General features: G+C 36.9%; 13 protein-coding genes. 1 reads left to right on the top strand and 12 read right to left on the bottom strand.

Annotated features, from left to right (window positions below; translation table 11 throughout):
• The first annotated feature begins 36 nt into the window (after positions 1 to 36).
• A complete protein-coding gene (locus tag FGK96_RS02260) occupies positions 37 to 339 on the top strand; it encodes a DUF1827 family protein (RefSeq protein WP_138080962.1) in 303 nt (100 codons plus the stop codon).
• A 403-nt stretch (positions 340 to 742) separates the two neighbouring features.
• Here FGK96_RS02260 and ileS read toward each other — a convergent pair whose 3' ends face one another.
• The 12 genes from ileS to FGK96_RS02200 form a co-directional block, all read right to left on the bottom strand.
• Positions 743 to 3,535 (bottom strand): isoleucine--tRNA ligase, encoded by a 2,793-nt coding sequence (ileS, locus tag FGK96_RS02255; protein ID WP_138080960.1) that lies wholly within the window; start codon positions 3,533 to 3,535, stop codon positions 743 to 745.
• A gap of 259 nt (positions 3,536 to 3,794) precedes the next feature.
• On the bottom strand, positions 3,795 to 4,562 hold the full coding sequence (locus FGK96_RS02250) for a DivIVA domain-containing protein (protein WP_138080958.1): 768 nt from the start codon (positions 4,560 to 4,562) through the stop codon (positions 3,795 to 3,797).
• Positions 4,563 to 4,571: 9 nt separating this feature from the next.
• Positions 4,572 to 5,360, bottom strand: coding sequence for an RNA-binding protein (locus FGK96_RS02245; RefSeq protein ID WP_138080956.1), 789 nt, complete (start codon positions 5,358 to 5,360; stop codon positions 4,572 to 4,574).
• A complete protein-coding gene (locus FGK96_RS02240) occupies positions 5,357 to 5,614 on the bottom strand; it encodes a YggT family protein (protein WP_003085114.1) in 258 nt (85 codons plus the stop codon). The genes FGK96_RS02245 and FGK96_RS02240 overlap by 4 nt, the downstream gene beginning before the upstream one ends.
• A 2-nt stretch (positions 5,615 to 5,616) precedes the next feature.
• Positions 5,617 to 6,267 (bottom strand): cell division protein SepF, encoded by a 651-nt coding sequence (locus tag FGK96_RS02235; protein WP_138080954.1) that lies wholly within the window; start codon positions 6,265 to 6,267, stop codon positions 5,617 to 5,619.
• Entirely contained in the window at positions 6,257 to 6,952 is a 696-nt protein-coding gene (locus tag FGK96_RS02230) for a YggS family pyridoxal phosphate-dependent enzyme (RefSeq protein WP_138080952.1), read from the bottom strand. The genes FGK96_RS02235 and FGK96_RS02230 overlap by 11 nt, the downstream gene beginning before the upstream one ends.
• 8 nt (positions 6,953 to 6,960) lie before the next feature.
• Positions 6,961 to 8,280: a cell division protein FtsZ gene (gene ftsZ, locus FGK96_RS02225; protein WP_138080950.1), complete on the bottom strand. Its 1,320-nt coding sequence runs from the start codon at positions 8,278 to 8,280 to the stop codon at positions 6,961 to 6,963.
• Between the two features lie 53 nt (positions 8,281 to 8,333).
• Positions 8,334 to 9,701 carry a cell division protein FtsA gene (ftsA, locus tag FGK96_RS02220; protein WP_138080948.1) on the bottom strand — a complete coding sequence of 456 codons (1,368 nt, stop codon included), beginning with the start codon at positions 9,699 to 9,701 and terminating at the stop codon, positions 8,334 to 8,336.
• 242 nt (positions 9,702 to 9,943) lie between these two features.
• Entirely contained in the window at positions 9,944 to 11,110 is a 1,167-nt protein-coding gene (locus tag FGK96_RS02215; RefSeq protein ID WP_138080946.1) for a cell division protein FtsQ/DivIB, read from the bottom strand.
• Positions 11,111 to 12,187: a UDP-N-acetylglucosamine--N-acetylmuramyl-(pentapeptide) pyrophosphoryl-undecaprenol N-acetylglucosamine transferase gene (locus tag FGK96_RS02210; RefSeq protein ID WP_138080944.1), complete on the bottom strand. Its 1,077-nt coding sequence runs from the start codon at positions 12,185 to 12,187 to the stop codon at positions 11,111 to 11,113.
• Positions 12,187 to 13,545: a UDP-N-acetylmuramoyl-L-alanine--D-glutamate ligase gene (gene murD, locus FGK96_RS02205; protein ID WP_138080942.1), complete on the bottom strand. Its 1,359-nt coding sequence runs from the start codon at positions 13,543 to 13,545 to the stop codon at positions 12,187 to 12,189. The genes FGK96_RS02210 and murD overlap by 1 nt, the downstream gene beginning before the upstream one ends.
• 148 nt (positions 13,546 to 13,693) lie before the next feature.
• Complete coding sequence (locus FGK96_RS02200; RefSeq protein WP_003083315.1) at positions 13,694 to 13,945, bottom strand: DUF3165 family protein; 252 nt, start codon at positions 13,943 to 13,945, stop codon at positions 13,694 to 13,696.
• Between the last annotated feature and the right edge of the window lie 65 nt (positions 13,946 to 14,010).

The following is a 14,010-nucleotide window of genomic DNA, read 5'->3' as shown; positions in this document are numbered from 1 at the left end:
AATGATGTTATATATCAAATCAATTTGGAGGGTAATATGAGATTAATCAATACAACAAGCAGTCATCCTGAACTTGTTCAGAATCAACTACGAAATACAGATGCACAGTTAGTTGAGGTCTACTCAGCAGGAAATACTGATGTCGTCTTTACAAAAGCACCCACACATTATGAACTTTTAATTTCCAATAAATATCGTGCCATCAAAGATGAGGAATTAAATACTATTCGTCACTTCTTCCTTAAACGAAAAATTAATCCTGAATTGGTTATTCCTGATCAATCAAAAACATTGCACACTAACAATTTGATTGAAATATCTTTCCAAATTAAAGAATAAAGCAGATTTCTCATATTTATAAAGACCTCAAAAAGCTTAGTTTATCTAACTTTTTGAGGCTTTTATAATGCCAGTAAATAACTTTTTCTTTTAACTAACCGTTATCAGATTATCACCATCAATCCAGTCATAGCTTCAAAAGGAAAGCAAATGGTATTTTTGTAATTTGGGGGCACCCTCTTTAGATAAATTATTCTTAATATCTGATATTAAATTGATAAGTAGAGAGCTCTATTTAGCTCTTCTTTTACTTTTAGTATCCATAAAGGATAGAGGTAATCCAAAGGATTTATCCGAAACATTAATCCAATCGAAAGCAAAAAGCACCTTCACAATAAAAGGTGCTTTATTTGCCTAAATATTGACTAAGCTTATTAACTTAGTGAGTGATTTAAACTATTTATCAGTCTTCAAAGCCTTCAGCAACTGCTTCTGGGAAGTTTTCTTCAATAATTTTGGCACTTGCATCACAAACGAAGGCATTGTATGAACGCATTTTTGTTGTCGGATCAATACGACGAGAACGTTCGCAGACTTCACCAATAGCACGTTCAACAGTGAAAGCTACTCCATCAAATGCTACTGCGCTCGCTGGCGCTTCCTCTAAGTTAGCAATTGTTAATTGTGAAACAATTAATAGAAGTGCTACATCACTATCCAAAGCATTTAAAAGCGTTTTTATTTCTGCGCTAGCGTAGATTGTTAAATGCGCTTCAAGAGACTTACCAATAATTTTAGCATTACGAGCTTCTTCTAAGGCTTTTTGAGCTTGGTTTCGCAATAACATAAAGGCTTCCCAAGCATCTAAAATGTCATCTTGACCATTGAATGATTCCGCAACTGGTAACTCACTTAGTTGTACAAATTCTTCTTCTTCAAACTCTAGATAAGACCAAATCTCTTCAGCAGTATGCGGTAGAATTGGTGTTAATAGTTTAGTAATCTTAACTAAGATATCATAAAAGACTGTTTGCATTGCACGACGTTGATGACTATTAGCAGCCTCAATGTAAACAACATCTTTTGCAAAGTCCAAGTAGAAAGCTGATAAATCAACTGTAACAAAGTTTACTACGGCTTTATAAATAGCCATAAAATCATATGAGTTATATGCGTCATGGAAAACTTCTACCAGTTTATTAAATTTGATTGTCATATACTTATCAGCTGCAGATAAGTTTTCAAAAGGAACCGTATCATGGTTAGGATTAAAATCAGAAGTATTTGCAATTAAGAAACGAAGAGTATTTCTGATTTTACGGTAAGTTTCAGAAACCTGTCCTAAGATATCCATAGAGACACGCACATCGTTATCGGTATCCACTGAAGTTACCCAAAGACGAAGAATTTCCGCACCATACTGTTTGGTAACATCACTAGGTAAAATGGTATTCCCTTTAGATTTAGACATTTTTTCGCCTTTTCCGTCAAGAACAAACCCTTGTGATAAGATGGCTTTATATGGAGCATGACCATTCACGGCAACGGAGGTAATTAATGATGAATTAAACCATCCTCGGTACTGGTCTGATCCTTCCAAATAGAGGTCGGCAGGATAGATTAGGTTATTGCGAGCATTCATGACACCATTCCAAGATGAACCAGAATCAAACCATACGTCCATGATATCTGTTTCTTTTGTAAACTCTCCATTGGGAGAGCCTGGATGTGAAAAGCCTTCCGGTAAGAGCTCCTTAGCATCCTTTTTCCACCAAATGATGGATCCTTCTTTTTCAAAGAGATTAGCCACATGGTCCGTAACTTCTTTAGACATGATTGCTGTACCATCTTCTGCATAAAAAATAGGTAAAGGAACACCCCAAGCTCTCTGACGAGAAATAACCCAATCACCGCGATCACGAATCATATTATAAAGACGTGTTTTTCCCCATGCTGGGTGGAAGTCTGTCTTTTCAATTTCTGCTAGTATTTCCTCGCGAAAGCGTGAGACTGAGGCAAACCATTGCGGAACAGCACGCCAAATAATAGGTTTCTTAGTACGCCAGTCAAATGGATATGAGTGATTTATAAGCTCACTTGCTAATAGAAGGTCTCCTAATTTTTCTTGAACAATTGGTGTGACTTTATCATAGAATTTTCCTTGGAAATCAGGTCCAGCATTTTCCATCATTATGCCACGTTCGTCAACTGTTACTGCTACTTCTAGTTTATACTTAACACCGACATTGTAGTCATCTTCACCAAAACCAGGAGCAGTATGAACAATTCCTGTCCCTGAATCTAGCGTTACATGATCACCTAGAATGACATATTCTGTAACTTCTGCATCCCAAGGATGTTCTGTTTCGATAAATTCTAAATCTTTACCTTTATAATGTTCCAATGTCTCAAATTCTACCCAACCGAACTTGCCTGCCAGACTATCTAGCAAACCTTCTGCCACTAAATATTTCTGAACTTTTCCCGCAGGACGAACAAGAACATAATCCAAATCCGGACCGACAGTCAAACCACGCGAAGCTGTTACAGTGAAGGGAGTTGTTGTCCAAACAACAATATAAGTATCTGTATCTAGTATACCTTTACCGTTTTTAACTTTATTGGCATAATAAAGAGACATTGAATCTATATCATGATATTCAATTTCAGCTTCAGCCAAAGCAGACTCAGATGACCAAGACCAGTAAACTGGTTTTGCTCCGCGATAGATATAACCTTTGTCAGCCATTGCCCCAAAAACACGAATTTGATTTGCTTCATATTCTGGCATTAGGGTGATATAGGGGTTATCCCAATCAGCAGAAACACCTAGACGTTTGAAATCCTCTCTTTGCTTTTCAACTTGTGACATAGCATATTCACGGCACATGTCAAGGTATTCAGCCAAATTCATTTCCTTGCGTTTAACACCTTTTTTAGCCAAGACTTGCTCAATTGGTAGACCATGTGTATCCCAACCTGGCACATAAGGGGCTTGATATCCAGACATAGATTTAGCCCTTACAATAATATCTTTAGAAATCTTATTTAAGGCATGCCCAACGTGTATATTTCCATTAGCATAAGGGGGACCATCATGCAAATGAAAGGAAGGTTTACCTTCATTAAGTTCCTGACGTTTTTTGTAAATATCAGCTTCTTCCCATGTTTTTTGCCACAGTGGCTCTTTATTTGGTAAGCCGGCTCGCATTGGAAAACCTGTTTTCCCAAGGTTGAGTGTTTCTTTTAGTTTCATATAAAGCGTCTCCTTTTGTTTCTGCTTATTTGTAAAAATAAAAAAGCCTTCATCTATCCAAAGGACGAAAGCTCGTGGTACCACCTTAGTTTAGAATAATGCCAAGCATCATTCCCTCTTTGCTCGTAAGGTGAGCCCACCTCCTAACTTACTAGATTTCAGTTAGAATGATTGAAAATGATAATTATTAATCAAGGGAATACAGATCTCTCATCATCATCTGCTTGCTGTAACTATTGATTAAATAATCGTGTTTTTCTTAATCTTCAATATTTAATTTAAAAGTTTGTGTTTCGTTAAGGTTAATTACTGAATCTGAATAATCGGAATGATCATTTTTGGCAAACTCAGAAGATTCAAGCTCTTTATTACTTTCATCAACTCGCCGTTGGAGCTCAGCCATTTCTTCTGGCGAAAATTGACGAGTTGCATCAAAGGATGCACTATCATTTGTTTCTGGAATATCTTCATCAAGAACTTCTTTAACAACTTCTTTGAAAGCGGCATCAGAATTTTGAAGATAAATAGCTGTGGGTTGCAATAACTCATCCCATTCTGGGGAATTTGATAAGCTTAGTTGAGACTCAATAGATGAAATTAGACGTTGGTGGAAAACACGTGTTTGACGTTTCAATTCTTCAGTTTCAACTGCAACTCGTTTTGCCTCATCCGTAGCATCACGCAACATTTGGTTAGCTTTTGCTTTTGACTCATCTAAGAGATGCTGTGCATCATAGTTGGCCTTACTTACCAAATTACTTGCTTCAGCATTGGCAGATGCCTTTACTTTTTCAGCAGTTTCTTGTGCAAGAATAACGGACTGACTTAGTGATTCTTTCATTTCATCAAAGTAAGCTAATTTTTCTTCAAGAGTTTTGATTTTCGCTTCTTGCTCACGGTTTTTCTTAATAAGAGCTTCATAATCATCAACAACGATATCTAAAAACTCATTTACTTCTTCTTCACTATAACCGCGTAATTTTGTTTTAAATGTTTTATCTTTAATTTCAAGTGCTGTAAGTGCCATTGTATCTCCTTATTTTTGCATTGTTTTGCTTATTGTAAGTTTGTACTTTCCATTTTTGGTTAAACCATTATCCTGTAAAAGTTGAAATCTTCCAAAGCCTCTAACACTAATCAAATCACCAATTACAAGTAAGTCAGAAGCTTTCCTTACAACCCGGTAATTGACTTTTACTTTTTCAGACTCGACTAATTTGATGGCCTGACTTCTCGATAACTTAAGGACATTAGCAATCAAGGTATCCAGTCTAAAACTCGAAAGAAGCAATTCCAAGTATTTCTCATCAACATTAGCCTGAATAAGGTCTTTTAACGAACCCTCTTTCAAATTCACACTAGCCCTAGCAATTTTCGAAATATTTGTTATGGCATAAGAAAGCATTGATTTTGTTGTCATTACTTGAGCATGTCCAGGTGTTACTAAAATATCACCTAATAAACTCCTTTGTATGCCTAATTCATGAATAAAAGTACCCAATATTTGAGCATGTTTTATTGTGTTAAATTTAGCATTATAGCTTATATCAACAATTGCAAGTTCAAAATCACATTCACTTAAATGATAATAATCGGGTGCAATAATTACACGTCCATATTCGGTATGATAAAAATCACTTGACGAAAAGCATTGAAGTTCAGAACTTGCTACTAATATTTTAAGTATTTCCACTTGCCTTGGATTCAAAAATTCAGTCAGATAAAAAGAATAAGAATCCTCAACTCGCCGAATAATATCTTGTATTTTTTCAATAAAGGGGGGTTCACTTGGATGAAAATGTTGTTTAAAATCCTTCGTCGTCATCCTACCAATAGTCTTATCAAAAAATTACTTAAAAAATTGAGCGCAATCATAACCACGAAAACTGTAAAATCGATACCTGCAAATTGTAGCGGTAATTTTCTAAAAGGCTGTAAAACAGGTTCAACTAATTGACAAATGAAACGGCCTAACCAAGTATCATAAGCGCCTGGAAACCAAGATAGTAAGGCATAACCAAGCAAAAGGTATGAATAAACCTTGATCAAATTGAGAACGATAACTAGAATGACTATCATAATTAACGTCTCTTCATATCAAAATCATAACCAAAGTCTTGGTTAGTATTTGGAATATTCATATCTTCAATATTAACAGATACATTAGAAGGGGTCAATAGATACATTGACGAACCAACTTTTTGTAGTGAACCATATAAAACTTTACTAGCACCATCAATAAAATCTAAGCAACGTCTCGCTTGAGCATCTAACATATACTGAAAATCTATCAAAACACATTCATTTTCAATAAGTAAATCAACAATCTCCTGAGCATCTTCATACTTCTTAGGATACTTCAAAGCAATCCTTGTTTGTTCAACCCTTGAACCCTCTGACAAGATATCTTGTTTTTTTACGTGTGAACCCGACCCGTACGGAGTTTGTCTGCGTTCTGATATATCTGAGGAATTTGAGCGTGGTTGTGATTGATAGTTAGGAAGAGGTTGTTGTTGCTCTGCCTTATAATTACGACTAGGTTGAGCTGGCCTACTAGCAGGCTGGTTTGTTTTATTAACAATTTGCTGTTGAGAGCTCTGACGAGCAGTTTGATGTGGTCTTTGACTCTGTTGCTCCTCTACTTGCTGAACTGGAACATCTTCTTCCACTTCACTGATGTCATCAGTATCAAAGTAAGATACCACTTTATTAATTGTATCCTTAAATGCCATCTTTTTTCTCCATTACTTTAAAGAAAGAAGTTCCAATACGCACGAAAGTTGCACCGTGCTGAATAGCGATTTCATAATCATTACTCATTCCCATGCTTAACTCCGTAAAGGGCATATTCTTTCTGTCCTGTTGTTGCAATTCTTGTCTTAATTGTTTGGCCTGTTCAAAAATGCCATGAATGATTTCTGAATCTGCATCTAGTGGAGCCATGGTCATCAATCCAACTAAACGAATCTTATCCAATTCAGCAATCTGCGAAAGGACTAAATTCACTTCATCAGGAGAGAAACCATGCTTGCTTTCTTCACCAGAAATATTAACTTGCAAAAAGCAATTAATAGGGTGATCAGCACGCTTTTGAATTTCTTGAGCCAAGTTTAGAGAGTCCAAAGCGTGAAAATAGTCAACACGATTAATGACGTCTTTTACTTTACGTCTTTGGAGACTGCCGATGAGATGCCAAGTGACATCCCTATCCTTTAAAGCGTCGTACTTTTCTAAAAATTTATCCACACGATTTTCTGCTAGATGCTTTACTCCAGTATCAAGTAAAGCACTTGCAGTAGAAACATCGACATGTTTGGTAACAGCTACCACCTTTACACTTTCCTCTAAACGATTAGCTGCGATACATGCTTTATGGACTTGTTCAAAAATAGTTTTTTTATTTTGTTCAAGATTCATTGATTAGTTTAACGATTTTTAAAGAATGGTGGTGTTTCTAATTCATCATCATCGGACTCATTAACTGAGAATGTTGACATATTTAACTGTTTATCAAGTTCACTTTCAGTAGGTCGCTCAATATTGTCACGTCTTAAGTCCCAATTTCCAAAGGCTGAGCCTTGATTTTGACTTGAATTCACTTTTGGCCCATTAGAGTGTGTTCTTGGCATCTCGCGCGTTTCTGCCATGTCAAAATTTGTTTGTCGTTCAAAATTTGGTTGAGCAGATTGATGTGTTTGTTCACTTGCATATTGAGCGCCAGCTTTTTGAGCACTTCCTTGATTAAAAGTGCGAGGTTGAGAGCGGAAACCAGAAACTTGTTCAGCTTTATCTTGACGAACGCCTGTAGCAACTACTGTCACTCTAATTTCGTCATTCATGCTATCATCAATTGATGTTCCTAACCAAATATTAACACCATTTCCAGCAGCTTGTCCAACAATCTCAGAAGCTTCCTCAGCTTCTGTTAAGGTCATATCAAGGCCTCCAGTAACATTAACGATAACATCCTCAGCACCATCTATTGTTGTTTCCAATAATGGTGAGTAGATGGCTTTACGAGCTGCTTCAACAATGCGCTCTTCTCCAGTTCCAATACCAATTCCCATTAAGGCATTCCCTTTGTTAGCCATCACTGTTTTAACATCAGCAAAGTCTAAATTGATTAAGCCTGGGCTAGTAATCAGATCTGTAATACCTTGGACCCCTTGTCGTAAAACATTATCAGCTTCACTAAGTGCTTCTAATAGCGGAGTCTTCTTATCAACAATTTCAAGTAAATTATTGTTGGAAATAATGAGTAGGGTGTCAACTTGCTCACGCAATTCTTGAATACCTTCAATAGCAAAATTGCCACGTTTATTTCCTTCAAAACCAAATGGACGAGTAACAACAGCCACAGTCAGTGCACCTAGACTTTTAGCAATCCGAGCGATAACTGGAGCAGCACCCGTACCAGATCCGCCTCCCATACCGGCTGTGATGAAAACCATATCTGCACCAGTCAGTGCTTCTGTTAATGTTTCTTCACTTTCTTCTGCAGCCTTACGACCTACCTCAGGTTGTCCTCCCGCACCAAGACCGCGCGTTAACTTAGGTCCTAATTGAATTACAGTTTCAGCCTTGGACGAGCTTAGAGCTTGAATATCAGTGTTAGCTGCGATGAATTCCACACCAGCAACGCCTTCATCAATCATACGATTGATAGCGTTACCACCGCCTCCTCCAACACCGATTACTTTAATGATAGCACCTTGAATTGATGCTGTATCGAATGAAAATGCCATTTTTAATCCTCACTTTATTACTATCTTTTCAACGCAGTTATTTTACAAAATAACTAGTCAAACATACTTCCAAAAATACCACGAACCCGTTCGCCTAAACCAGGTTTTGGCTCAGCTGACGCTTGTTTCTCAAAATCAACAGGTGCATCTTGTTGCGAGCTGCTATAATTAGCTGTCTGTGCATTTCTAGACTCATTATAGGGTGGTATATAAGGTTCTTGGCCATTAAAATCAATTGGTTTTCTACGCAACAATTCTTCGCCAGTAACTGCGCCTTGTGCTAAAACATCAACTTCTGACATTTTACCAACATATTCGACTAAACTAATGACATTAGCAAACATTGGGTTACGGATGCCAACTTGATTAGGAACGTGTAGTTTAACATTAGTTCCAAAGATTTCCTGAGCAATATCAACTACTCCTGGAACAATTGCTCCACCACCAATTAGAACAATCCCGCCAGGTAATTCTAAAAGACGACCACGGTCTAAATCTTGTTTAACACGGTCTAAAATATGACGGACACGCGCTGAGATAATTTCAGACAGGTAACGTTCAGTAACCTCCACAGGTTCATCACTACCTACAACATCCACCTTAACTGTTTCAGTCAAGCTTGCTTCGTTGACATTTGCCTGACCAAAGTTGAATTTCAATGCTTCAGCTATAGACATGGATGTTTTTAAAACTTTTGAAATATCCTTGGTAATGTAGTCTCCACCCTCAGAATAAATATTAGTGTATTGCAATTCTTGGGCGCGCATTGAGGCAACCGTAGTTTGACCGCCACCCATATCAATAACAGTAGCACCAAATTCACGTTCACCTTCATTTAAAACTGACCGAGCCATTGCAAGAGGAGTGATAATGATATTTTCGACTTTAATCCCCGCACGTTCGACTGTTTTACGTAAGTTGTGCAAGATAGTACTTGGCCCAGTATAAATCAACCCGCGCATCTCCAAACGGATACCCATCATACCACGTGGATCACGAATCCCTTGGAAACCATCTACAATGAATTCCTCTGGAACTAAAGAAATAACTTCACGTTCAGGCGTAATACTCTTAGTTAAAGCGGATTTAACAACACTATCGACATCTTCATCTTTTATTTCTTTTGATTCGCTTGGTACTGGTATCATACCTTGTGTCGGTTCAATTTGTAGAAGATTTGCTGGAAGACCAACATTAATCTTATCAATAGCCACTCCTGCTTTTTCTTCTGCTTGCTCAACTGCTGTTTTAATGGCTACTGCAGCAGCTTCAATATCAATAATTATTCCATCTTTTACGCCTGTACTAGGGACATTGCTAACACCGATAACATTCATTTCACTTGAAATAAACTCTGCAACAAGTACTTTAATCGAGCTAGTTCCTATATCCAAACCAGTAAAAAAGCCATTTCTAGCCATTCACTTGACCTCGCTATCTTTCCAAACTTTTACCATTCTAAAATCTGTTAAAAACAGAATTATTCAGTGGATATTATACCATAAAAAAACGTAAAATGTTATTATTTTACGCATTTTGTTATATAAACTTAATCTTTTTTGTCAATTTAATCAGATTATTGAAAAGCTATTTTCACAACTATTTTCATAGCAATTTACACTTGGTTTTTACGTTCTTTCTAAGAACAAGGACAGCCTTATTTTCACTGAGCTGGCACAGGAGCAACTGCCCCAGAAGTAGGAGTTGCCTCAGGTTGAGTCTCGGAAAGTTGTGGGGAATTTGTAGAATTGACCGTTTGATCGATCGACGAACTTGTTTGACCGTTAGTATTTGCACCGTCAGAAGTTTCTGTTTTTTGCTCAGGAGTATTCTTTTTCTCATCCTTAACTTCTGCCTCTTTGGCCTCAATGTCACTAGTTGTCGAGTAGATGCCTACTTCCATATCAACAATAGTTTTACCTTCTAAATTTTTCTGAATTTTAAGGTAGTAGGGCATTTTTTTCAGTAATTGTGATTGCGGAACTCTGACTGTATTCCCATCCTGCATTTCAATAGTTAATAAGTCTGCTGTTGAATTTGAGTTAGCTAGGGAAATTGATTTAATCATTTTAACTAATCCCTCTGGTAATTTTGCCAAAGTCTTAACCAAATACTGGATATCTTTTTCTTTAGTTAGGTTGATAATTAAAAAATTCTTAGGTAACTGGCTCTTATTGACAATTGTAACGCGGCGACCATTTTCAAGAATTGGCTGAAAACCATTATCAGCTTGAGCATAAGCAATAATACGATATTCTTTAACATTAAATACAAAATGGTTAGGAAGCTGATAATGAATTGAAACATCCTTAACCCAAGGGTTACTGGCTTTAACAGCCTTCACATGCTTTGCTGATGAAAAAAATACCGATAGGAAATATTCTGACGATTTAATTTGACTTTGATTTACAAGTTCTACCAAGCTGGTATGGTCATTACCTTTTGAAGCAAATGTTTTTAATTTGCTATAAGGCGATAAGAAAAAGATTGAAGTAGTCAAAATCAAAAAACTTGTTAAAAGAACAGGCAAAGCCTTAATCAACGCCTTTTGTCTTTTCGTTTTTTCTTTTTTAACTTTAGGTATAACTTTTTCCTTAATGTCATCTTCATCCATAGCACTATCAGTATCTGATGTGCCATCAGTATCTATTTCTTCCTCATTACTCTTTGATTGTAACTGAGCTTTTTTCTCACTAAGTAACTTTTCTTTAAGTTTACGTTCCTCCTCAGCTTGACTCTTCTTTTTTTCTATGAATTCAATATTTCGCTTTTGCCATTCCGTCAAAACAAGAGGTTCCTTTTCAGGACTCGTTTTTTTCTCTTTCACCATTTAATCTTCCTTAATTTTTGAGCTGAGATCAGTCACTAACATATCATAAAATCTATCAGGAGGTGTGATTTCTTGAGATGTTGACATGGCCTTCACAAAAGAATCTCTATGCAGTATGAGGTAATCAATCTCCTGCCTTAATTTTTCGAAACTTAGATCGCTTTCCTTAATCTGACGAGAATATCCCTTTTTAACAAAATAGTTGGCGTTCTCTATCTGATCTCCGCGGCTAGCTTCTTTTCCTAAAGGAACAATCACATGAAGCTTTCGCATCGCTAAGAGTTCAAATAGTGTATTGGACCCCCCCCGCGTAATGACAACGTCCGCTAACGACATTAGTGGTTGATAAAAATCTGTTACGTAGTCTATCCGATAAAGATTCTTTTCAATTGTGTTCAAAGAGGTATCACCAGTAATATTGATAACATTGAAATGTTCGGTCAAAGCTGGTGTCTGAGTAATCATCTGATTAAAAACCTTAGCTCCTGCAGAACCACCTACAAATAAAAGCGTTTTTAGTGACGGATCAAAATGCGCTTTTATTTTTTTATATTCATCAGAGTCATACGTTAGAAGCCCACTAACTTTTGTAACCGCCCCAATCTGTCTAGCATTTTTTAGATGAGTTGCTGGTTCAAAGGTTGTGTACATCGTTGTCGCAAATTGTGAAGCAATTTTATTGGCTAGGCCCATCGAAATATCTGACTCATGTATAAAGACAGGAAGCCCTAATAATTTAGCTGCGATAACAGGTGGCACAGAGACAAAGCCACCCTTTGAAAAAACAGCTTTGGGTCTTACTTTCGAGATGATGATAAGCGATTGGAAAAGCCCAATTCCAACTTTAAAGACATCAATAAGATTCTGCCAAGAAAAATAGCGTCTCAATTTTCCAGTCTTAATGGCATGAAAAGTAACTGCTAAACCTGACTCCTGCACCTCTTTGTACTCAATTCCATTTTTATCTCCAATATAATGAACTTCCCAACCATCTTTAATAAAATAAGGCATTAAGATAAGATTTAAAGTCACATGACCAACTGTCCCCCCACCTGTAAAAATAATTCTTTTAGCCATTAGAATTCTCCTTTTAAGTCTTCAATGGTCTTCAAAAACTCATCTCCGCGAACTTCAAAATTAGGGTACATATCCCAGCTTGCATTAGCAGGGCTAAGTAAAATAACATCACCAGCACTAGCTCCTTTAAAGGCAATTCTTGTCGCGTCAGCCACATCTTTAGCACTGCTATAAGAAACTCCCGCCATGTCTGCTGCTAGTTTCATTTTATCAGCAGTTTCACCTATGAGAATCATCTTTTTAATACCTTTGATATCTGGCACTAGCTCGTCAAAGCTATTCCCACGATCAAGTCCACCTGCAATTAAGATAAGATTTTCCTTATTAAAACCTGAAAGCGCCTTTTGACAAGCTAATATATTCGTTGATTTACTGTCATTATAAAAGGTAACCCCTTGCAATTGTCCCGCATATTGAAGGCGATGTTTAACGCCACCAAAATGCTTCAATGTCTCTACAATAACAGAATTCACAATATTAGAAAGCTTAGCAACAACAATCGTAGCTAAAGCATTTTCTACGTTATGTAGACCTGGTACTCCAATACTTGAAGCTTCCATGACAAAGTCACCATTATAGTAGAGTTTGCCATCTTTCAGATATGCACCTTCAACTTCTTTTTTAGTTGAAAAATAAAGGACCTTCGCTTTGGTTTTTGACGCTAATGTACTGGTTAATTCTTGATCAGCATTTAAAATCACATAATCTTCTTCGGTCATTCGCTGCTGAATATTCCATTTAGCCGCCACATAGTCTTCTAAGCTGCCATGGTAGTCAAGATGTGTTGGCATTAGATTAGTAATCAAGGCTATATGCGGATGGAAGGCTTTAACTCCCATCAATTGGAAAGAAGATAATTCCATCACAAGTCTATCTTTAGCCTCGGCCTTAACAACAACTTCAGAAGCAGGATAACCAATATTGCCGGCTAAGAGAGCTGATTGACCACCATGATTTAAAACATCTGCAATCATTGTGGTGGTCGTAGTTTTACCATTAGAACCTGTAATAGCAATAATAGGTGCTTCTGACACTAAATAGGCTAGTTCAACCTCAGTTAAAACGGGGATTCCCTTAGCAAGAGCTTTTTCAACCATCGGATTTGAATATGGTATTCCTGGATTCTTAATCATCAACTCGAAGTCTTCATCTAATAGGGCAAGCGGGTGGCTACCGCAAACCACCTTAACCCCAAGTTCTAAAAGGGCTTGAGCAGCGGGATTTTCTTCAAATACTTTCCCGTCATTAACGGTCACTAAAGCACCAAGGTTCGTCAACAAACGCGCCGCTGCTTCACCTGATTTAGCTAATCCAAGAACAAGTACTTTTTTATTTTCAAAATTTGTAATTTTTTTCATCTTTTCACACTTCATCCATTCTAACACTTTATCATTTTACCTTTATTTTCTGGCTTTTTCAAGGCAAAGCCCGTCCGTAGCGCGTAAAAGCCAGGTAGCTAATGTATTGCTAATTTACTAAAAAAGCTAAACTCAGAGAGTTTAGCCTTTAATCATTTTTATTTTTAGTTGGCATCCGTAAAATATCACGTAATGCAAAAAAACTTACTGCAATCATGGCTATTACAACAAATACTTCAGGAGGAGATTCCAATATTTTAATCAAGCTCATTCCAGCTAATACAATTAAAAGTGCTACTAAAGCGACTAAGCCTATCATTGATAAGGTGTTTTTGATACTTTTGGGTGCCATAAAGATATAATAGGAAACAATTAATATAGCAATAATTAAATAGAACAAAGCTATCCTCTTTTCTAAAAATATCTTATTAATATCTGATGGTATCTGGGATACAAAAAGACTTT

It is taken from the genome of Streptococcus porcinus, from assembly GCF_901542335.1.
Lineage (GTDB): Bacteria > Bacillota > Bacilli > Lactobacillales > Streptococcaceae > Streptococcus > Streptococcus porcinus_A.
Note: the sequence above shows the minus strand (reverse complement) of the source record. Positions and strands in the feature narration are given on the sequence as shown.

Excerpts from the sequence above, each read along its gene's own strand:
- FGK96_RS02260 (WP_138080962.1), top strand. The coding sequence starts at position 37 with ATGAGATTAATCAATACAACAAGCAGTCATCCTGAACTTGTTCAGAAT.
- FGK96_RS02250 (WP_138080958.1), bottom strand. The coding sequence starts at position 4,562 with ATGGCACTTACAGCACTTGAAATTAAAGATAAAACATTTAAAACAAAA.
- FGK96_RS02235 (WP_138080954.1), bottom strand. The coding sequence starts at position 6,267 with ATGGCATTTAAGGATACAATTAATAAAGTGGTATCTTACTTTGATACT.
- ftsZ (WP_138080950.1), bottom strand. The coding sequence starts at position 8,280 with ATGGCATTTTCATTCGATACAGCATCAATTCAAGGTGCTATCATTAAA.
- FGK96_RS02245 (WP_138080956.1), bottom strand. The coding sequence starts at position 5,360 with ATGACGACGAAGGATTTTAAACAACATTTTCATCCAAGTGAACCCCCC.
- FGK96_RS02210 (WP_138080944.1), bottom strand. The coding sequence starts at position 12,187 with ATGGCTAAAAGAATTATTTTTACAGGTGGGGGGACAGTTGGTCATGTG.
- ftsA (WP_138080948.1), bottom strand. The coding sequence starts at position 9,701 with ATGGCTAGAAATGGCTTTTTTACTGGTTTGGATATAGGAACTAGCTCG.
- FGK96_RS02215 (WP_138080946.1), bottom strand. The coding sequence starts at position 11,110 with ATGGTGAAAGAGAAAAAAACGAGTCCTGAAAAGGAACCTCTTGTTTTG.
- murD (WP_138080942.1), bottom strand. The coding sequence starts at position 13,545 with ATGAAAAAAATTACAAATTTTGAAAATAAAAAAGTACTTGTTCTTGGA.
- FGK96_RS02230 (WP_138080952.1), bottom strand. The coding sequence starts at position 6,952 with ATGAATCTTGAACAAAATAAAAAAACTATTTTTGAACAAGTCCATAAA.
- FGK96_RS02240 (WP_003085114.1), bottom strand. The coding sequence starts at position 5,614 with ATGATAGTCATTCTAGTTATCGTTCTCAATTTGATCAAGGTTTATTCA.
- ileS (WP_138080960.1), bottom strand. The coding sequence starts at position 3,535 with ATGAAACTAAAAGAAACACTCAACCTTGGGAAAACAGGTTTTCCAATG.